19 protein-coding genes are annotated in these 19,679 nt (G+C 48.6%); 12 read left to right on the forward strand and 7 right to left on the reverse strand.

Annotated features, from left to right (window positions below):
• The first annotated feature begins 29 nt into the window (after window positions 1-29).
• Both B156_RS28830 and B156_RS0106005 read left to right on the forward strand, forming a co-directional pair.
• Window positions 30-407 carry a hypothetical protein gene (locus tag B156_RS28830; RefSeq protein ID WP_018618754.1) on the forward strand — a complete coding sequence of 126 codons (378 nt, stop codon included), beginning with the start codon at window positions 30-32 and terminating at the stop codon, window positions 405-407.
• A gap of 57 nt (window positions 408-464) precedes the next feature.
• Window positions 465-1,070: an OmpH/Skp family outer membrane protein gene (locus B156_RS0106005; RefSeq protein ID WP_018618755.1), complete on the forward strand. Its 606-nt coding sequence runs from the start codon at window positions 465-467 to the stop codon at window positions 1,068-1,070.
• 125 nt (window positions 1,071-1,195) lie between these two features.
• Here B156_RS0106005 and B156_RS0106010 read toward each other — a convergent pair whose 3' ends face one another.
• The 3 genes from B156_RS0106010 to B156_RS0106020 all read right to left on the reverse strand — a co-directional run bounded on the left by B156_RS0106010 (window position 1,196) and on the right by B156_RS0106020 (window position 4,756).
• Entirely contained in the window at window positions 1,196-3,256 is a 2,061-nt protein-coding gene (locus B156_RS0106010) for an OPT family oligopeptide transporter (protein WP_018618756.1), read from the reverse strand.
• A 72-nt stretch (window positions 3,257-3,328) separates the two neighbouring features.
• On the reverse strand, window positions 3,329-3,994 hold the full coding sequence (locus tag B156_RS0106015) for an AlbA family DNA-binding domain-containing protein (protein WP_018618757.1): 666 nt from the start codon (window positions 3,992-3,994) through the stop codon (window positions 3,329-3,331).
• A gap of 540 nt (window positions 3,995-4,534) precedes the next feature.
• A complete protein-coding gene (locus tag B156_RS0106020) occupies window positions 4,535-4,756 on the reverse strand; it encodes a DUF2795 domain-containing protein (RefSeq protein ID WP_009284883.1) in 222 nt (73 codons plus the stop codon).
• A 204-nt stretch (window positions 4,757-4,960) separates the two neighbouring features.
• On the opposite strand from B156_RS0106020, the gene B156_RS0106025 reads away from it, so the two are divergent.
• Both B156_RS0106025 and B156_RS28840 read left to right on the forward strand, forming a co-directional pair.
• Window positions 4,961-5,701: a copper homeostasis protein CutC gene (locus tag B156_RS0106025; RefSeq protein WP_040585217.1), complete on the forward strand. Its 741-nt coding sequence runs from the start codon at window positions 4,961-4,963 to the stop codon at window positions 5,699-5,701.
• 415 nt (window positions 5,702-6,116) lie between these two features.
• On the forward strand, window positions 6,117-6,773 hold the full coding sequence (locus B156_RS28840) for an oxidoreductase (RefSeq protein WP_018618761.1): 657 nt from the start codon (window positions 6,117-6,119) through the stop codon (window positions 6,771-6,773).
• Here the strand turns inward: B156_RS28840 and purU are convergent.
• On the reverse strand, window positions 6,720-7,544 hold the full coding sequence (gene purU / locus B156_RS0106040) for a formyltetrahydrofolate deformylase (protein ID WP_026260634.1): 825 nt from the start codon (window positions 7,542-7,544) through the stop codon (window positions 6,720-6,722). The genes B156_RS28840 and purU overlap by 54 nt on opposite strands.
• A gap of 110 nt (window positions 7,545-7,654) precedes the next feature.
• Between purU and B156_RS0106045 the strand changes: the two genes are divergently transcribed.
• The 3 genes from B156_RS0106045 to mog all read left to right on the forward strand — a co-directional run bounded on the left by B156_RS0106045 (window position 7,655) and on the right by mog (window position 11,217).
• Window positions 7,655-8,662, forward strand: coding sequence for an isoaspartyl peptidase/L-asparaginase family protein (locus B156_RS0106045; protein ID WP_018618763.1), 1,008 nt, complete (start codon window positions 7,655-7,657; stop codon window positions 8,660-8,662).
• A gap of 96 nt (window positions 8,663-8,758) precedes the next feature.
• Complete coding sequence (locus B156_RS0106050) at window positions 8,759-10,579, forward strand: glycosyltransferase (RefSeq protein ID WP_018618764.1); 1,821 nt, start codon at window positions 8,759-8,761, stop codon at window positions 10,577-10,579.
• A gap of 116 nt (window positions 10,580-10,695) precedes the next feature.
• Window positions 10,696-11,217, forward strand: a complete 522-nt coding sequence (gene mog / locus B156_RS0106055; RefSeq protein WP_018618765.1) for a molybdopterin adenylyltransferase — start codon at window positions 10,696-10,698, stop codon at window positions 11,215-11,217.
• A 67-nt stretch (window positions 11,218-11,284) separates the two neighbouring features.
• On the opposite strand, the gene B156_RS0106060 is transcribed toward mog, so the two are convergent.
• Window positions 11,285-12,505 (reverse strand): anhydro-N-acetylmuramic acid kinase, encoded by a 1,221-nt coding sequence (locus tag B156_RS0106060; RefSeq protein WP_018618766.1) that lies wholly within the window; start codon window positions 12,503-12,505, stop codon window positions 11,285-11,287.
• Between the two features lie 116 nt (window positions 12,506-12,621).
• Between B156_RS0106060 and B156_RS0106065 the strand changes: the two genes are divergently transcribed.
• From B156_RS0106065 to B156_RS0106075, 3 genes are all read left to right on the forward strand, one after another.
• Window positions 12,622-13,512: a fructosamine kinase family protein gene (locus B156_RS0106065; RefSeq protein ID WP_018618767.1), complete on the forward strand. Its 891-nt coding sequence runs from the start codon at window positions 12,622-12,624 to the stop codon at window positions 13,510-13,512.
• A gap of 107 nt (window positions 13,513-13,619) precedes the next feature.
• Entirely contained in the window at window positions 13,620-15,038 is a 1,419-nt protein-coding gene (locus tag B156_RS0106070) for a DEAD/DEAH box helicase (RefSeq protein ID WP_040585219.1), read from the forward strand.
• Window positions 15,039-15,113: 75 nt separating this feature from the next.
• Complete coding sequence (locus tag B156_RS0106075) at window positions 15,114-15,914, forward strand: tetratricopeptide repeat protein (RefSeq protein ID WP_018618769.1); 801 nt, start codon at window positions 15,114-15,116, stop codon at window positions 15,912-15,914.
• Between the two features lie 24 nt (window positions 15,915-15,938).
• Here the strand turns inward: B156_RS0106075 and B156_RS0106080 are convergent, their stop codons facing one another.
• Window positions 15,939-16,751, reverse strand: coding sequence for a toxin-antitoxin system YwqK family antitoxin (locus B156_RS0106080; protein WP_018618770.1), 813 nt, complete (start codon window positions 16,749-16,751; stop codon window positions 15,939-15,941).
• A 341-nt stretch (window positions 16,752-17,092) separates the two neighbouring features.
• Between B156_RS0106080 and fcl the strand changes: the two genes are divergently transcribed.
• Complete coding sequence (gene fcl, locus B156_RS0106085) at window positions 17,093-18,034, forward strand: GDP-L-fucose synthase (RefSeq protein WP_018618771.1); 942 nt, start codon at window positions 17,093-17,095, stop codon at window positions 18,032-18,034.
• A 63-nt stretch (window positions 18,035-18,097) separates the two neighbouring features.
• Here fcl and B156_RS0106090 read toward each other — a convergent pair whose 3' ends face one another.
• Complete coding sequence (locus B156_RS0106090) at window positions 18,098-18,730, reverse strand: acetyltransferase (RefSeq protein WP_018618772.1); 633 nt, start codon at window positions 18,728-18,730, stop codon at window positions 18,098-18,100.
• A gap of 112 nt (window positions 18,731-18,842) precedes the next feature.
• On the opposite strand from B156_RS0106090, the gene B156_RS0106095 reads away from it, so the two are divergent.
• On the forward strand, window positions 18,843-19,667 hold the full coding sequence (locus B156_RS0106095) for a UDP-2,3-diacylglucosamine diphosphatase (protein WP_018618773.1): 825 nt from the start codon (window positions 18,843-18,845) through the stop codon (window positions 19,665-19,667).
• Window positions 19,668-19,679: the final 12 nt, after the last annotated feature.

Genomic DNA, 19,679 nt, shown 5'->3' on the forward strand with positions numbered 1-19,679 from the left:
AAAGCGGCTTTTCATTCCCTCCTGAAACTATGATTCAACTTCTTCTGATTGCAATTTTAGGTCTATTAGCTCAGCTGATACTTCCCTGGTGGAGTTTAGCCCTTGTGGCATTTCTTGTGTGCCTTTGGCGGTCTCAAAGCGCAAGCCAGGCATTCCTGTACGGCTTTTTGGGTGCGGCACTGGTGTGGCTGGGCTACGCTTTACTTATTTACCTACGGACTGGCGGAGATTTTACCGGTCGGATGGGTGAACTACTCTTTAAGGTAAACAACGCGGCCCTTCCTATGCTGGCAACGGCTTTACTAGGTGGACTGGTAGGTGGACTAAGCGGTTTATCAGGATTCTTTATACGCCAGGCATTCGGAAATCAGGTTGCCAGTCATGCCGCTGGGCACACTCGCCCATAATTCAACAATTCCCCATACCTTTGTAAAATAAACTTGTAACTAACTGATTTATTTACTGTGAAGAATGCCTCGTTGATTCTAAATGTCATCCTGACTATTGCCGTAGCTGTACTGTACTACCTGCATTTTAAAGGCCCCCAAACGGAAACGTCCCCGGTCGCCAAAGCACCAGTTGAAGCCAAAGGGAAAGCGATTGTTTACGTGAATGTTGATTCGCTGTTAACCAAGTATGAGTTTTTTAAAGACACCCAGAAAGTACTGGAAAGTAAACGTTTTCAGTTGGAAAATGACCTGGCTAACAAAGGGAAAAACTTACAGAATAAAGTAGCTTTCTTTCAGCAAAAAGCCCCAACCATGACGCAGGAGCAGGGTCGTGCTACCGAAGCTTCACTCCAGAAAGAGCAGCAGGATATCATGGCCTACCGCGACCGGGCCGCGCAAAATCTGGCAACCGAGGAGCAAAACAAAAACCGGCAGTTGTACGACCAGATTTACGATTACCTGAAAAACATAAATGCTCAGAATAAATATGAGTTTGTTTTAGGCTACACAAAAGGAGGGGGCATCCTGTTTGCCGACCCATCTGCCGACCGGACAAGCGTGATTCTGGATGGGCTGAATAAAGAATATGAGGCTAAACAGACACCTAAAGCGAAAAAGTAACCTTGTCCTCTTTCGTTTCATGCAAAAACCCGGCTCACTGGTTAGCGAGCCGGGTTTTTGCATTCGGTCGTCTCCCCAGGTCCATTCGAGAAGGAACGGGGGTTTAGGGAATCGTCCAGTAATTGCTAACGTCTGCTTTCTCCCACGCGCCATAGGATGGTTGCCAACCCAACAAAGGCCAGCGCGCCCAGCAACATGTACCCACCCTCACCCAATACGCTAGCCAGAGCCGGTTCCAGCGTTAGGGATGCCAATCCGTTATAAACGGTTTCATTAACCGATAGCAAAGCGACCAGTACACCGGCCAATGCCCCCCCCGCTACCAGGCCAGTTGCGAACAGGTTACCTTTCCCAAGGTCGGGATCTTCCTCAACCGTTCCTTTCCGTTTGGCATTCCAGTCAACAATTGACTTCACCAGGCCACCCGCAAAAATAGGGAGGGTAGTAGAAAGGGGAAGGTACAGCCCCACGGCAAAGGCCAGCGCACTAACCCCACATAATTCAAAAACGAAAGCAATAAAAGCCCCCACCAGCACAAATTGCCAGTCGAGGTTGAACGACAGTAGGCCTTTGATGAGGGTGGCCATCAGCGTTCCCTGCGGAGCCGGAAACTTATCCGAACCAATAGCGTGCGTAATGCCCTGCGCCAGTAAATCGGGGGTGGGCGTATCCAGCACTTTCACCGTTGCCCCAATGACAAGGGAAGAAACGATAACACCGATAAACAGGGCTATCTGTTGGTATTTGGGGGTGGCTCCCACCAGATAACCGGTTTTTAGATCCTGCGAGGTAGCCCCGGCGTTGGCAGCTGCTACGCAAATCATACTACCCACTACCAGTACGGCAGGTTCGAACGCTTTACCGGTCAGCCCGAACGCGATGAAAATAAGCGACGTGCCCATGATGGTCGCAATGGTCATGCCCGACACCGGCGATGAACTGGACCCAATCAAGCCCACAATCCGGCTGGCTACGGTGACGAAGAAGAAGCCAAATACCAGCACCAGCACGGCAATTAGTAGCTTAGTCAGGATGGAGTCGCCGGGAATTTGGGGAAGCACAACCATCAGCAGGGTAAGTACTACGCTCCCAATAATAACAATCCGAACACTCAGATCCTGTTCGGTACGGGGGGTGTGGGTTCCAGTGCTTAATGCCTCTTCCTCTTCAATTGCCTTGACGGATGGCCGGCTAAAGCTTTGTTTGAATGAAGAAATAATGGTAGGAATCGTTTTAATCAAGGTCATAAAACCACCCGCCGTAACGGCTCCGGCCCCAATCTGCCGGATATACGCCCGATAGATGGCGGCAGCCGTATCGGCGAAGGTATGTGTTGTGGGATTCCAGCCGCCCGGTCCGCCCGCCACTTGCAAATCATCAAGGTAGCCCAGCTTCTGCAGTTGCAGAGCAATTGTATCGCCCGGCACAACCGATGCCAGCAGGGGAATCAATCCCAGCCAGGCCAGAATACCGCCACCAACCAGCACGGCCGAAATGCGAAAACCAATAATGTAACCGACACCCAAGTACTCCGGGGTTATTTCTCCCGCCACTTGTGCCGATGGGAAGTACCGATTCGTTTGGCGAGTAGCCCAAACTGGTACCTCGGCAACGACGTGCAGTACTTTTTGCAGAAGAGCATATAAGGCCGCAGCTCCCAGCCCCTGATAGGCGGTTTTGGCAAAATCGCCCCCGCGTTCACCAGCTATCAATACTGATGCACAGGCAGTTCCCTCGGGGTACGGCAGGGTACCATGCTCCTGCACAATCAATGGCCTCCGAAGCGGAATCATCATCAGCGTGCCAATCAGCCCGCCCAGAATGGCCAGTGTCAGAATAGTCCAGTAGTTGAAGAAGTCGGCACCGGTTCCGTTGGTCAGGAATAGAAAGCCCGGCATAGTGAACACCACGCCCGAAGCAATGCTCTCCCCAGCCGACCCGGTGGTCTGGATGATGTTATTTTCGAGAATGGTAGTGTTCAAAAACCGACGTCCAAGTGAAATAGCTAGTACCGCAATGGGGATGGACGCGGATACCGATAGACCGGCTTTTAGCGATAGATAAACCGTGGCGGCTCCAAACAGTACCCCGAATACCGCCCCGGTAATAATGGCTTTCAGGGTAAACTCAGCCGGTGATTCAGTGGCGGGTATAAATGGCTTATGGGCGGGTACGGGTTGAGACATAGTCTGGTACTTTGTGAAGTGCTGTACTTGAACGTCACAAAGTAAGACATTCCCCGCTTATACCCAATCCCGTTATATAGGCCGGGTTGTATACTGGTCCATTACGTCGCTGGGATGGATTTCGAGCACATTGGCCAACACCAGCAACACCAGTGTGCGGGACGCTATCCGGCGCGAAATACCAGCAATGGATGCAAATAAATCGACCGTAATGCTATTATGCTCACCCAGATGCTGCATGAGCCGGTGCTCTTTTTCTCCATATGTAAAGCGAATGTGCCGTTCGGCCTGTTCCCCTTTCAGGATTTCGCGCACCTCCCGGCTGGCTTGAACCGATTTGTCGGCTACGCGTACGTAAACCTTCTTGTCTTCGGGATTTGCCGGGTCAGGAATAAGGTAGTGAGGCCGGGTGGGGCTGCGGGGCACGCGAATAACGAGAACTTCCCGTTCATCGAGAAGCTGCACCCGGTCTATTGTGTAGGAAATGCGCGGAAAACAGAATTTGTTGATGGCCCGGACGAGCAGATATTCGTCCTCGTCGGCGTACTTCAGTCCCGGAATCCTTTTGTCGTCGGCGACGCCGATAAGCATGATGCCGCCGTTTGTATTAGCGAAGGCTACCACGCCCCGAATTATTTTCTCGGGATGATTTGTTTTCAGCTTAAACTCTAAACTACTACTCTCTCCCCGTCTGACCAGGTTTTTGAGCGCCTGATAGTCCATAACCGATGGGTTCATCTGGTTGAGCACTGACTTGCAATAAAGATACTACTTTCGAATAAACTTGCAACTCTTCTGTATATATCTCTATTTTTCGGTAAAAAGTTAACCAGTAAAAGCCAACTTCTCAACAAATCAATCTGTTAATAAAACGAATTATACTGCTCAAATAACACGAATATGCTGGTAAACATTGCGCTGGTTGCAGGTACTTTTCTTTTTGTGGAAGGTGTGGCTTAGTTTACGGATAAGTACGTCATGCATAGTTTCTTATAGAGTTGGCACCGCGATCACCATAATCACCACAATGGTTTTGACCTTTTTGCCGTCGTCCTCAAAATACAGTCAGAAGAAGGAGCCGAAGCGTTCGGGTTTCTTTACGCCCCCGAAAAATATGACCGGCCCGTAAAGGAAAAGAAAGCGGTGACGCAGGCAAGTAACTGATGGCAAACTACAGTCTGGCAGGTACCACGGGGTTTGGTCCCAGAAACACAAAACTTAAAAAGGCGTAATTCTTTCCGAATTACGCCTTTTTAAGTCGAATGATACCTGGATGCCTTAGTATTCGTCCTCGTTGAAGAAGAAATCGTCTTTGGTTGGATAATCAGGCCATATTTCTTCAATACTTTCATAAGGCTGACCATCGTCTTCAAGTTCCTGAAGATTTTCTACTACTTCGAGGGGGGCACCTGAGCGAATTGAATAGTCGATCAATTCGTCTTTTGTGGCGGGCCAGGGGGCATCTTCCAGGTAGGAAGCTAATTCGAGTGTCCAGTACATAGTATGTCTTTTAGTTAATAGCTATTTCCAATGAGGGTGCAAAAGTAAAAAAAACGGTAATATCCAAGCTATTTTTGCCAAAAATGTTTGACGTATCTGGTTTACCGGGATTTAGGCGATAAACGTGCTGAAAGTTTTTTTGTTTTACGTTTGAGTTTGACTGACGAAAAATGTTTCTATTATATTTTTCATAACCTGAAAATGATGTTTGTTGAAGTTTGTGTATACTCGCTAGAATCATGCCAGACGGCACAACGGGCTGGAGCCAGCAGGGTAGAATTATGCGGTGGAATGGGCGAGGGAGGTACTACACCCAGTGCCGGATTGATCCAACAGGCCCGGCAGCACCTATCCATTCCAATCCATGTGATGATTCGGCCCAGAGGAGGTGATTTTCATTATTCTGAAACCGAATTGACGGTTATGAAAGCAGATATTGAGGTGGCTAAAACATTGGGAGCGGACGGACTGGTGTTTGGTATATTGAATACTGATGGTACCGTAAATGAACCACAAACGAAGGAATTGGTCGACTTAGCAAATCCACTACCCGTAACGTTCCACCGCGCATTCGATATGACCCGCAACCCATTGGAAGCACTGGAAGCGGTAATCAGAACCGGAGCTACCTGTATTCTTACCTCTGGCCAGCACCAGACTGCCGAACAGGGGTTACCTGTGCTTAGACACCTAACCGGGAGAGCGGCTGGCCGTATCACCATTATGGCTGGGGCGGGGGTGAATGCGCACAATGCAGGTCAATTCATTAAAGCAGGTGTCGATGCGCTGCACCTGAGTGGCAGTCAGAAGGAAGATAGCTGGATGACGTACCGGCAACCAGCCGTATCCATGGCTTCGTCAATACCAGGTGAATATGAATACGTAGAGGCTAGTGAAGCTAAGATCAAAAGCCTGCTTCTCTCTTTATCGATGCCAAACCAGTAATTTCGTTCATGATGGAACCGAAAGAGATTGAGAAAACAACTGCCGCAATAGCAGATAAATACCAGCTCTCGATCCTACTCGAACTGGCAAAAAGGGGAGTATCACCGGAACGGTAGCACAGGAAATTACGGGACTATAACAATCATGCGTTCCTCATCACGTAAAACTACTGGTAGATAGCGGGTTAGTCGTTAGCCAAAAAAATGACCGCTGCCAAAACCTTTCGCTCAATAAAATAGCTTTCGATGAATTGGCCGGTTCTCTAAAAAAATTAGGCTAATAACCGAAAATACATTCAAACTCTTCGACATATCAACAGGTTCACATACCAAAATTTAACGAACCGTTTCGGTATGTCACAGCAATTATTATCCCCAGCCTCGCTGGGTAAATTACCCTATAAAATCATATTGTCATGGCTCCCATGACTCGTAACCGGGCTACGGTAGACCACATTCCGACGCCAATCATGGCGGAGTACTATTCCCAGCGTGCTTCGGCTAGTTTGATCATTACCGAAGGCACATCACCATCACATAATGGCGAAGGCTACGCCCGTATTCCGGGGCTTTACAACATAGAACAGGTGAAGGCCTGGAAACCGGTAACCAACGCTGTACACGAAAATGACGGCAAAATATTCGTTCAGCTTATGCACACCGGGCGCATCGGGCACCCGGCCAACCTGACCAATGGTGGCGAAGTAGTAGCCCCATCGGCCGTAGCAGCAAGCGGGAATATGTACACCGATACTAAAGGTATGCAACCCCACCCTACACCCCGCGTCCTGACGACCAAAGAGGTGAACGCTGCGGTTCAGGAACATGTAACGGCCGCAAAAAACGCTATTGAAGCTGGTTTTGACGGCGTGGAACTGCACGGAGCCGATGGGTATCTGTTAGAGCAGTTTTTGAATCCCGATACCAACCGACGAACCGACGAATACGGTAGCTCGGTTGAAACTAACCCCGATACGTTCTATACACCCGGCGAGGAAGGCTACACCGATTACCCTACCTTACAGAACGACCGTTCTGTTACTGTAGATGAAAACGCGGTCGTTGAACACTAACTTCAACGCTCTGGCCAGTACCTGCTTTTCTACTTCGTGGCCTTCCGTAGCCATGTCGGCAGCCGTATACCGGTGATTTACCTCTGTTACGCTCTGCGCAATAATGGGGCCTTCGTCCAATTCGTTATTCACGTAATGGGCGGTGGCCCCAATTATTTTTACTCCCCGTTCGTACGCCTGCCGGTATGGATTTACCCCTACGAAAGCGGGCAAAAAAGAGTGATGAATGTTGATAATCCGGTTCGGAAAGTAGTTGACAAAATTGGCGGTCAGCACACGCATATACTTCGCCAGTACCACATACTCCGGTTCGTAACAGGAAAGCGTTTTCAACATGGCATCCTCATGCTCTTCGCGGGTTTTACCTTCGTGCGAAATATGGTGAAACGGAATCCCAAACTTGTTAACCAACGGGTGCAACGTAGCGTAATTACTAACAACCGCCATAATATTAGCATCCAGCTCATCGAATGCGTAGCGGATTAGCAACTCGCTCAGGCAATGATGTTCTTTGGTGACCAGTACTACTATATTTTTCTTCTGTTTTGGATTCAACCGGAACGTAATGGCCGATGGGGTTGAGGAATCAGGCAAAGTGCTTCTTAACTCCTGCAGCAATACCTCACGCTCAAATGTCCCTTCAAACTCGGTGCGCATAAAGAACTGGCCAGCCGGAGTAACGTACTCATCGTTATGAATTACATTCAGGTTGTGTTTCAGCAATACACCCGTTACGTGATAAATCAGCCCTTTACTGTCGGGGCCGTCCATGAGTAGAATGTGTTTGTTCAAAACCATCCTTTGTACTTTTGATTAATTCCCTTAAAAGTAGTAATTGCCACCTGTTTATTCGTTTATTTTGAGCCAGAAGCAAACTACTTATGCTAGATCGTCGCCGTTTCCTTACGCTCAGTTCCCTGGCTGGGCTGATACCTCCTCTATCATTTGGCCTTGCGAAACCAGCTATTAGCACAAACAAGGGTAATGCCCCAACCCCTGTTCCATCAATTACTGAGCCCTCCGCTAATCGACCGTTCGTTATCTCTACTTGGAATCAGCCCAAAGCTAACGCAGCCGCGCAGGCCGCTTTAAATAAAGGAGGTAGTGCCCTGGATGCCGTTGAAGCAGGTGTTAAAGTACCCGAAGCCGACCCCGAAGACATGAGCGTTGGCTACGGTGGTCGACCCGACCGCGACGGTCATGTTACGCTTGATGCCTGTATTATGGATGAAAAGGGCAACGCTGGTTCCGTAACGTTTCTGGAACACATTAAGCACCCGATTTCTGTAGCGCGGGCCGTAATGGAGAAATCGCCCCACGTCATGCTAAGTGGCGAAGGTGCGCTGGCATTTGCGCTGGCGAATGGGTTTAAAAAAGAGAGCCTGCTCACACCAAAAGCCGAAAAAGAATGGCGCGAGTGGTTAAAAACAGCTAAGTACAAACCTGTTGCCAACATTGAACGGCACGACACAATTGGCATGCTGGCCATCGACAGTAAAGGTAATATCTCCGGGGCTTGTACTACCAGTGGATTAGCATACAAGATGCGGGGCCGGGTCGGTGATTCGCCCATTATTGGGGCGGGCTTGTTTGTCGATAATGAATTTGGCGGTGCCTGCGCTACCGGTTTAGGTGAGTTGGTTATGCGCACATGTGGTTCTTTCCTAGTAGTTGAGTTGATGCGACAGGGGCGCACACCCCAGCAGGCCTGCGAAGAGGCTGCCCTCCGAATTGTAAAAAAGCAGGATTTTACCGATATACAAGTAGGTTTTCTGGCAGTAAACAAGCAGGGGGAGTACGGCGCATTTAGCATTCAGACGGGTTTTAACTATACTATGACCTTAAACAAAGTCACACAGGTAATTGACGCAAAATCATATTTAAAATAAACAAATTTTTCTTTTATTGTTTATACTAGTTATTTGCGAAGTGAACGTGTACAGTACGTACCCACACTAACCTACTACTTTAAATCAGTAACTACTTTGGAATCAGTCTTTTCAACATCGAAGCGGAAACTCCTACTCGAAATAGCCTGGGAGGTATGTAATCAGGTAGGTGGAATTTATACGGTTATCCGGTCGAAAGTACCGGCAATGGTCGAAAAATGGGACGACAACTATGTAGCCCTGGGGCCTTACTTTCCACAGCGGTCAGCCGCCGAATTTGAACCGATTGTTGAACTGGACGAAACTGAAATTGGACAGACCGTTCGGAAAATGCGTCAATTGGGCTACGGAGTCGAGTATGGTTACTGGCTCGTTACAGGCCGCCCCAGGGTGGTGCTGTTCGATATTGACAGCATCAGTACAGAGCAATTGAATACGATAAAGACGCAGCTATGGATAAACCACCAGTTATCGACACTGAACGTTGAAGACCTCGTTAACCAGACGATTGCTTTTGGCGAAATGGTGCGTCGGTTTATCACCCTGCTGGCCGAAGGGCACTCAAAACGGGTTGATATTGTGGCCCATTTCCACGAATGGATGGCCAGCACTGGCGTACCTGACCTGCGTCGCGATAACGTTAAAGTCGCTACCGTTTTCACAACTCACGCTACTATGCTGGGCCGTTACCTGGCCCAAAATGAGCCGGGCTTCTACGGTAAATTACCCTTTTTCGACTGGAAACGGGAATCCCAGCATTATGGAATTGAAACACAGGCTACCATTGAGCGGTTAGCCGCACTGCAATCGAATGTATTTACAACGGTTAGCGACGTAACAGCGCGTGAATGTGAGGTTTTTCTGGGTCGAAGTCCCGATCTTGTCCTTCCTAATGGGCTTAATGTGACGCGTTTTGCTGCCGTTCACGAATTTCAGAACCTGCACGTCCAGTACAAGGAAAAAATTCATGAGTTCGTAATGGGCCACTTTTTCCAGAGTTACTCATTCGATCTGGAAAAAACGCTGTACTTCTTTACCTCGGGCCGTTTCGAGTTTTCCAATAAAGGGTACGACATCACGCTGGAAGCACTTGCCCGCCTGAATCATCGGATGCGGGAAAATAACATGGATACGACGGTAGTCATGTTTATGGTTACCAGGCAGCCATACACTTCCATAAACCCCGAAGTACTTCATTCGCGGGCACTACTCGAGGAAATTCAGGAAACCTGCGAAAGTATCGAAAAGCAGGTAGGTGACCGATTGTTTCATGCGGCAGCCTCGAACACGCAAAGTACGAAACTGCCCGATCTGAACAATTTTGTGGACGAGTACTGGCGGCTTCGCCTTCGGCGGACGGTGCAGAGTTGGAAAACACACCGGCTCCCGCCCTATGTAACCCACAATCTGGTTGCACCCGACGAGATGACCCGGTTTATCGAAAAAGCGAACCTGGTCAACAATGAATATGACCGGGTCAAAATCGTTTATCACCCCGATTTCATTGCCTCTACCAATCCATTGTTTGGCTTGGATTACAGCCAGTTTGTTCGGGGTTGCCACCTCGGTGTATTCCCGAGCTACTACGAACCATGGGGGTATACGCCCCTGGAATGTGTTGTACGAGGGATTCCGACCGTTACCAGTGACCAGTCGGGTTTCGGCGATTTTATCATGCAGATCATGCGTGATTACGAAAACCGGGGTATCTACGTCATCAACCGGCGAACCCAATCTTTTGATGAAGCCGCTGACCAGTTGACCGATGTGCTGTACCGATTTGTCAGAATGGCTCAGCGAGATCGTATCAAGCAGCGAAATCAAGTGGAAAGTATCGCCGATGTATTCGACTGGAGCAGTCTTCGCTCCTACTACGATACAGCGCACGATTTAGCCTTGAAACGGAAGAAGCCGTAACTTAGTTAGGTTGGTTAGGTTGACGTTTGTTGTTCGTAGTTTGACGTTAAACTGGTTCGTGAAACGTCAAACTACGAACAACAAACCGCACCGGCGGACCGGTCAACCTATTTTCCATGATTAAAATTGGTATTATTAACGTCTCAGATCGGGCGAGTGCGGGTGTTTACGAAGATATTCCCGGAAAGGCAGTCGTTGGCTTTTTGACCGAATGGCTCAGTTGCAACTGGCAACCCGTTTACCGCGTCATTCCCGACGAACAGGGCCAACTGGAAGCAACCCTGATTCAACTGGCCGATTCAGAAGGGTGCTGTTTAGTCGTTACAACCGGTGGTACCGGCCCTGCCGTGCGGGATGTAACACCCGAAGCTACAGAGGCCGTTTGCCAGAAAATGATGCCTGGTTTTGGCGAATTAATGCGGCAGGAAAGCCTCAGGTATGTACCAACAGCCATTTTATCCCGCCAGACAGCCGGAATTCGGAACCAGACACTCATACTGAATTTGCCGGGCAAGCCAAAGGCCATAGGGCAATGCCTGTCGGTCGTATTTCCCGCCATCCCTTATTGTATCGACCTCATTGGCGGTCCTTTCCTGACTACCCACGAAGACAAAATGGCCGTGTTCAGGCCGAAATAAGGTATCTACAGACTTCAGTCCATAATTTCATGCATTGGAGCGATACGGACTTCAGTCCGTATATACCTTATTTGGGAAAACTTACTTTCCCCATTGTTACACTGGGTACGCCCTCGCGTTCGCCGAAAGACGTACGACCACCAGTCAGGCTTTCGTTCGCTAACACAGCGAATAGAACGGCTTCTTTGGCATCACCGTTGATACCAAGCTCATTTGTTCGCCCGAAGGTACAGTTGGGCAGTAGTGTCTGGAGCATTCGGATGAGCACAGGATTGTGCACCCCTCCCCCACTCGTGTAAATTCGATACGTTTGGGGATCGGCACTTCTCCGGACTCCCTTTTCCTGTATAGTACGGCTAATTGCATCAACAATCGTTTCGGCGCTGAACTGCACCAGTGTAGCCATCAAATCGGCGTTTGACAGAGCCTGGGTCTCACTCCTATCCTGAGCATCGTTGACGTAATCCGTATTAAATACCTCCGGGCCAGTTGTTTTCGGAAAAGGTGACTCAAAGAACGGATTTGTTTTCATTGCCTGAAGCAAAGCATTATTAACATTTCCAGAAGCCGCCAACAGACCGTCCTCATCATATGGCTTATTCAGAAACTGGCGGGCGTAAGCATCTAATAACGTATTACCCGGCCCGGTGTCGGTGGTAAAAACGTTGGTGGCGTCGCCCCCGGCTGGCAGGTAGGTAAAATTGGCAATACCACCCATGTTCAGCAGAATCCGGTTCTCATTCGGGTCAGAAAACATGAAGTAATCGCCATAGACAGCTAAGGGTGCACCTTCGCCCCCGTGGGCTACGTGTTTCTGCCGAAAATCGCTAAAGGTGATTATACCCGTTACGGCCGCAATGTGGTCACCATCACCAATCTGGAGCGTAGCATTGGGAAACATCTCCTTTCGATGCTGGCTTTTAGGAGCGTGATAAACGGTTTGCCCGTGACTGGCCACGCAGTCAATTGTAGTCGGCTGGACACCCCAAGTCTGTAAACAATCGAGAATCATTCGCCCGTGTAGCCTACCAATGTACGAGTTTAGCAAACAGAGGTGTTCAAAACTGATCTGGTCTTTGGCAAAAATCAGGCGAATATCAGCTTTCAGCTCATCGGTGTAAGGTACCGTAGCAAACGCTTCGAGTATAACGCTGGTATCGGGACCGTTGCCTGAAATTCGGCATAGTGCTACGTCAAGCCCATCGAGCGAAGTGCCAGACATCAGACCAATGATTCGACGTTCTGGTTTTCGGGCGATATCGTATAAATGCTGAATTTGTGCGTTCATAGTAAAGACTTTGTTGACTGAGGTTTATTTTGGCGTTCATTGGCTCCTTTTCACATTGGTGAGCAAACAGTGCCGGAGAAAACGCCGAACAGCAAAGTAAAAATCTGAAATAGAATATGAATTTCTGGGGTGATGAGCAGTTTACGTTTTTTGAAAGCATCCTGTTTTCGGCATTGGGGAAATCAGTTGATGTAAATGACGTACAGTTTATATCCGGTGGCAATATTAATACTTCCGCGCAGGTATCTTCTTCGGCGGGTGTTTTCTTCATAAAATGGCATCAACTCGAACAGGATGTCTCGCCCGACATGTACGAAACGGAGGTTGAGGGGCTATCTCTATTACGTCATACCCATACCTTTTACATTCCGCAGGTCATCGGCCACGACCGTCACCTGGGCAAATCCTTCCTGATTCTGGAATTCATTGAGGGCGGTTCACCCAATAGAACCTACTGGGAAACGCTCGGTCGACAACTGGCGCAATTACACACACATACGCAACAGGAATTTGGTTTACGGTTCAACAATTACATTGGCACCTTACCACAAACCAACACGTTGACACCAAATGGGTATGATTTCTTTTTTGACCATCGCCTGCTCCCCCAGGCCGGCCAGGCTCTATATGAGGGTTTGCTACCTAAGAAGGCCTACGACGCCCTATTTCGTCTGCGTGATCGATTACCGGAACTGCTGCCGAATGAACCACCTGCGCTGCTTCACGGCGATTTATGGTCTGGTAATGTTCTGCCTACCCAGCAAAAACAGCCCGCCCTAATCGACCCTGCGGTTTATTATGGATTTCGGGAGGCTGAACTCGCCTTCACCAAATTATTTGCCGGATTTGACACCCGCTTTTATGACGCTTACAACGAGGCATCCCCACTAAACAGCGGTTTTGAAGAGCGCGTAGCTATCTATAACCTATATCCACTCCTGGTTCACGTGAATCTGTTTGGGTCAGGTTACGTTAGTGGCGTAGAACGGGTATTAAAACGGTTCTAGACCTAGTTGTGAGTCATAAAAGGCGAAGTGGCTGACCAAAGTGCTGGTTACCAATGCTGGCCGCTTATGAAATGTACAACTTGCAACTCCCACGACTATCTTCATTTATGGAAATTACTTCTTTCGAGCAATTCGACCTGAACCGGCAACTCTTAAACGCAGTGGCTGATTTAGGGTATACCGAACCCACGCCCATTCAGCAGCAAACCATCCCGCTGAGTCTGGGAAACCACGATGTGCTGGGCATTGCCCAGACGGGTACCGGCAAAACGGCGGCTTATCTGTTGCCGTTGCTCATGAAAATAAAATATGCACAGGGGCAAAACCCAAGGGCACTGATACTGGCACCAACGCGGGAACTGGTCATGCAAATAAACCAGGCCGTTAGTGAGTTGGGGAAATACACTGACCTGCGGCATCTTGCCCTTTTTGGAGGATTAGGCCCAAAAACCCAGATTGAGACCCTGCGTAAGGGTGTCGATTTGATTGTTGCTACGCCCGGTCGCTTTATGGATCTCTATCGGTTAGGGGAGATTGTAACGAAAGAGATTAAGACCATGGTGCTCGATGAAGCCGACAAGATGATGGATATGGGCTTTATGCCACAAATCCGGTCTATTCTGGAGGTAATTCCAACGAAGCGTCAGAACCTGTTGTTCTCAGCTACTTTTGGTGGTCGGGTAGAACGGCTCTCGTCTGAGTTTCTGGAAGCGCCCATCAAAATAGAGGCAACTCCGCAGGCATCCACTGCTGACATGGTTAATCAAATCATGTATGAGGTACCAAACTTTCGGACCAAAATTAATTTGCTGGACACATTAATTACGAACGACGCTTTTCACCGGGTTATCATCTTTGCCCGTACCAAGGGTACTGCCGAGAATATTTATAAGTTTCTGATCCGCAAAGTTGTTGAACCCGATAAAGTGCGGGTCATCCATGCCAACAAGGGCCAGAATACCCGCATCAACGCGATGGAAGCTTTTAAGGAAGGTAATGTGCAGGTACTGGTTGCTACTGACGTGGCCGCACGGGGCATCGATGTAGCCGAGGTTAGCCACGTCATCAACTTCGATTTGCCCCTGATTTATGAGGATTATGTACACCGTATCGGCCGGACCGGCCGCGCCATGCACACGGGCGAAGCGATAACGTTTCTGACAACGGCGGAGGAATACCATGTACAAAAAATTGAAAAGATCATTCGCATGACCATTCCGCGCCACCCCTTACCCGCTGGCGTTGTGGTTACCGAAACCCCCTTTGACGAGCAGCAGGCCATGCTCCGTGAAATTGATGAGCAACGCCGGAAAGAAAATCCAGACTTTTTGGGCGCCTTTCACGAGAAAAAGGCAAAAAACGCACACGGCCCCAAAGTACGCTCCAGTGACCGATCCGGGGCTACTGCGGGAGCGAAGTCAACGCCACGCACCGCAGGGCAAAAACCGGGTAGACCAGATCGTAGGACGTCTGGTTCAGCAAAGGGCAAATCGGGCGGACCAAAACGGGGCGGTAGTAGACGGTAATTTGCCGGTAATGTACTAACTTGGATTCCCCTTTCGTTGTATCGGGAGACAAACCGTATGCAGTACCGTCCTTCTATGAGTGTTCGCATAAAACTGATACAGTGGGCTTTAGTTGCTTTACCGCTTTTGTCGGCAGCGCAAACAAAGGAGTTCATCATATCAGCTCGTTCGGGCGATTCGGTTCGGCAGGCAAACGCCAGCCGTGACCGTTCGGAATCAGTTGCCCACTCAAAAGAAACCGTTCCGGCTGACGGATTGACGACTGAAGCCTCCATCAATACGCTGCCCCTTTTTGGCGAACGCGCCAAAACAACTGCCCAGATTGATGCAGACATTCACTTCCTGAATGACTGTGACCGAAACTTTGCCAGCCGACCCGAAGCCAGCAACTTTTTTGCTGCTCGTGGCTGGGATTATATTGCCGATGGGCAGCTGGATACGGCGACCCACCGCTTCAACCTATCCTGGTTGCTCAATCACAAAAATGTAGACGCCTATTGGGGACTAGGCGTTGTTTGTTACCAGAAAGACCAGTTACCCGATGCCATACGCATGATGCGCAAGGGACTTGCCGTTGATGATAGCAACACGGTGTTACTGACAGATTTAGCTACCGTGGAGATCAAGCAGTATCAGCAGAAGCCAGCCGATGAAATGCTGGCTCAGGCGGAGAACCATCTACACAGGGCAGTAGCAATAAATCCCTCCGCTTCGTCCTATCAAAAATTGTCGGTTGTTTATTATCTGAAAGCCAACTACGGCAAAGCGTGGGAGTACTACCATCAGGCCCGTACGCTTGATCTTTCATCCCTCGATATTGGGTATTTGAACGAGTTGCTGGCCAAGCAGCCTGATCCCCAAGGGGTATTCAAGTAGCATAGAGAGGAAGAGAAAGTAATCCTAGTTCTCTGCTTCTTCTTCCTCCACAACCTTTTCCTTCGACCGCTGGTACGTCACTTTCCCTTTCTGATCCCATTCCGTAATTACGTATGGGTCAAACTCGGAATCCCACTGGTTGGCTGGGTACTGCGTGAGCTTTCGACGCATCCGCCGACCGCTTGGGTTTATAGGGTAGAACTCAGTCCATCGCCCTATTTTTACTCCGTTGTCATACTTGCCCTCCTCGGCCACCAGCCCATTTTCATGAAAAGCCATGTAGGTCCCATTCAGTTTGCCATACTCTACAGGTATGACCTCCTTAATTTTTTGGTGGGTTGAGTCATAGTACGATAGTCTCGATCCGGACGGAACGCCCTGATGCCAATAGCTTTTGTCAAGCAGCATAAAATTAGCATCATACTTCTCCCAGCGTCCATCTTTCATACCGGCATAATAGTAGCCCTCTTCCAGCAAATCGCCGTTCTGGTAGCGTTTGTATGGCCCATGCAGCAGTAAGCCATCTCCCTCATTCCGAATAATGGAACTTGTCACCCGCCCCGAGCGCTGGTAGTACCGGACAATGTCCCGTACGTAAGGCAGTGGTTTAGTCGCATCGTTGTCGCGCAGTACATAAAACTCTTCCACAATGGTTCTGTCGCCACTACCAAACTTGGTATATGCTTTCACCATCGACAACCCTTCGTATTCCGTTTTAGACAGTTTATTTTTCGACTTGCGGTCGGCCTTCTGTTTTTTGAGCTGTTTCACCTTCAGACCCAAATCGGGCATGATACCCGCTACGTAATCATCCTTTTGCTTCTTTAGAGACGACATAGTTGGTATACCAAGTGTTGTCAGTGACGAAGGAACAGAGGAGAAACCTGATAACGGGGAAGCAGGTGCGCCGGAAGGAGCTAAAACGGGCTTTGATGACGTGGTAAGCGATGCAGGAGCCGATGGCGAAGGGACCGTTTGTGCACGTACTGAAACCATCAGTGCCATTGAAACCATTAAATAAGTTAATCTATATACAATAGCAAACATGGCTAGAGAACTGTTTGATGCCTGAAGTTTGTTAAGTTTGCAACTTCAATTTTGCAACGCTGTAAAAAGCCCTATTATTTTATCCATTCATTCGCCTGGCTTTCAGGCGGCTAAGCTTAGGTTCAATTTTCGTGGAAAAACAGGCTCGTATTTATGTTGCCGGACACCGGGGGATGGTCGGCTCAGCTATCGTTCGTAAGCTTCAGGACGAAGGGTATACTACCATTATTACCCGTACATCATCAGAACTGGATTTACGAAATCAGGCGGCAGTTGCTGATTTCTTTGACCAGGAAACTCCCGACTATGTTTTTCTGGCCGCGGCTAAAGTTGGCGGTATTTTAGCCAATAACACCTATCGTGCCGAATTTCTGTACGATAACCTGATGATTGAGTCAAATATTATTCATAGTGCCTATAAAACAGGTGTTAAGAAGCTGTTGTTCCTTGGCTCTTCCTGTATTTATCCCAAGCTGGCCCCTCAACCGCTCAAAGAGGAGTATCTGCTGAGTGGTTATCTTGAATCGACCAACGAGCCGTACGCCATCGCTAAAATTACGGGAATAAAACTGTGCGACGCTTACCGGAGTCAATATGGCTGTAACTTTATTTCGGCCATGCCTACCAACCTGTACGGACCAAACGACAATTACAACCTGCAGGGGTCTCACGTGTTACCCGCTCTCATCAGGAAGTTTCACGAAGCGAAGGTGAACGATGAGCCAACCGTTGAGGTTTGGGGTACTGGTTCGCCCATGCGCGAGTTTCTGCACGCCGATGACCTGGCCGATGCGTGTTTTTTCCTGATGGAAAATTACAACGATGAACTTTTCGTCAACATCGGCACGGGCGAAGATGTGACCATTCGTGAGACCGCTGAGCTTATAAAGGACATTGTAGGTTTTGAAGGCGAACTACGCTGGAACACCGAAAAACCGGATGGAACTCCACGCAAGTTAATGGATGTGTCCCGGCTGCACGAAATGGGCTGGAAACACAAAACTGAACTGCGGAAAGGCCTTGAAATGACCTATCAGGATTTTCTGGCGAACGAAGTGCTTTATATCGAGTAAATTGCTCTGCGACTCCTGTCAATCAGTAAGTTACAACATAGTATTTTGACGGTGACCTGCTCGCTACATTTTCTTTGCCGGGTTACCGAATACGGTATCCCCGGCCGCTACGTCTTCTACGACTACGGATCCTGCTCCAATGCGGGCATTTTTGCCGATTTTAACGCCGGCTATGATAGTGACGCCCGTGCCAATAAAAGCCCCGTCTTCCACTACAGCATCGCTATTTAGTATACTTCCAGTTCCTACCATAACATAATCACCCACTTTTGCCCGGCTTTCAATAATGGCTCCGGCCTGAATAATGCAATGTTGTCCTACCTCAGCAAAAGGATTAACAACTGCCCGGGCGGCTACCAAATTTCCATGTCCGATAATGGCAAGTGTCGAAACGGTTGCGGTATCATGAATCGCGTTGACCGGCTGTACTTTTCGCCGTTCATTCAGTAGTTTGACCAGACGTTTCCGGACGCGGATATCCCCAATGGCAACGAAGGCTTCGCATTTCTGCCCAATCAGCTTCAGGAAGCCGTCGTCATCCGTTTCGCCCAGTACCGATACAGCGCCAAACTCCTGGCCGTGCAATTCTTTGTTGTCATCTAACAGGCCGTAAACAACAACACTATTACGTTGAAACAGGTCTAAAGCCGTCAGGCCTAAACTTCCTGCTCCGAAAATGAGCACTGGATTTTCCATTTGTCGTGGTTTATTAAGTCAATATGAACAAGTGCTTCCTTAGCGCTATAACCTTGTCAATTTGGTAACATTTGAATAAATCTTACGTTACAATCAGCCTGTACTTTCGCCTATGCAATCAAACACGCAATTCCGGACGATCGTACTTTCTGATATACACCTTGGTACTGCCGGATCGAAAGCGAAAGAAGCTACTGAGTTTTTACGCTACTACTCGTGTCAGAAGCTTATTCTCAATGGTGATATAGTGGATGGCTGGCAATTGAAGCAATACGGTACCTGGAAAAGAAAGCATACTGCTTTTTTTAAAACAGTTTTGAAGCAAATCGTTCGTCATGACACGAAAGTTATTTACCTGCGGGGCAATCATGATGATTTTCTTGACCAGATAATGCCCCTGAAGGTAGGAAGGAATTTTTCTATCCGTAAAGAGTATACCCTGACTTCCGGCACCAAGAAATTCTATATTACACACGGCGATGTTTTCGACTCGATTACCTCGCAAATGAAATGGCTGGCCTACCTGGGAGATGTAGGCTACACATTTCTGCTTTGGGTAAATAAGTTTTATAACAACTACCGTAACTGGCGTGGCTTGCCCTATTACTCCCTTTCGCAACAGGTAAAATCCCGCATAAAAAAAGCCGTTAGCTACATCTCGGACTACGAACAAAAATTAACTGAACTGGCCCGCGCCCGCCAATGCGACGGCGTTATCTGTGGCCACATCCATCAACCTGCTATCCACACCATTGATGGTATCATCTACATGAATTCGGGCGATTGGATAGAGTCGTTGAGTGCGCTGGTTGAAGATCACGAAGGCAACTGGAGTCTGCTTTACTATACGCCGGAGTTGACGGGTAACGAGTCTGGCATTACGGAAAAATTAGTAGATGCCATCGAACAACTCACTGATAACACAGTCCCGGTTTAAACTCATAAGAAC

Origin of the sequence: Spirosoma luteum DSM 19990 (assembly GCF_000374065.1) — a bacterium.
GTDB lineage: Bacteria > Bacteroidota > Bacteroidia > Cytophagales > Spirosomataceae > Spirosoma > Spirosoma luteum.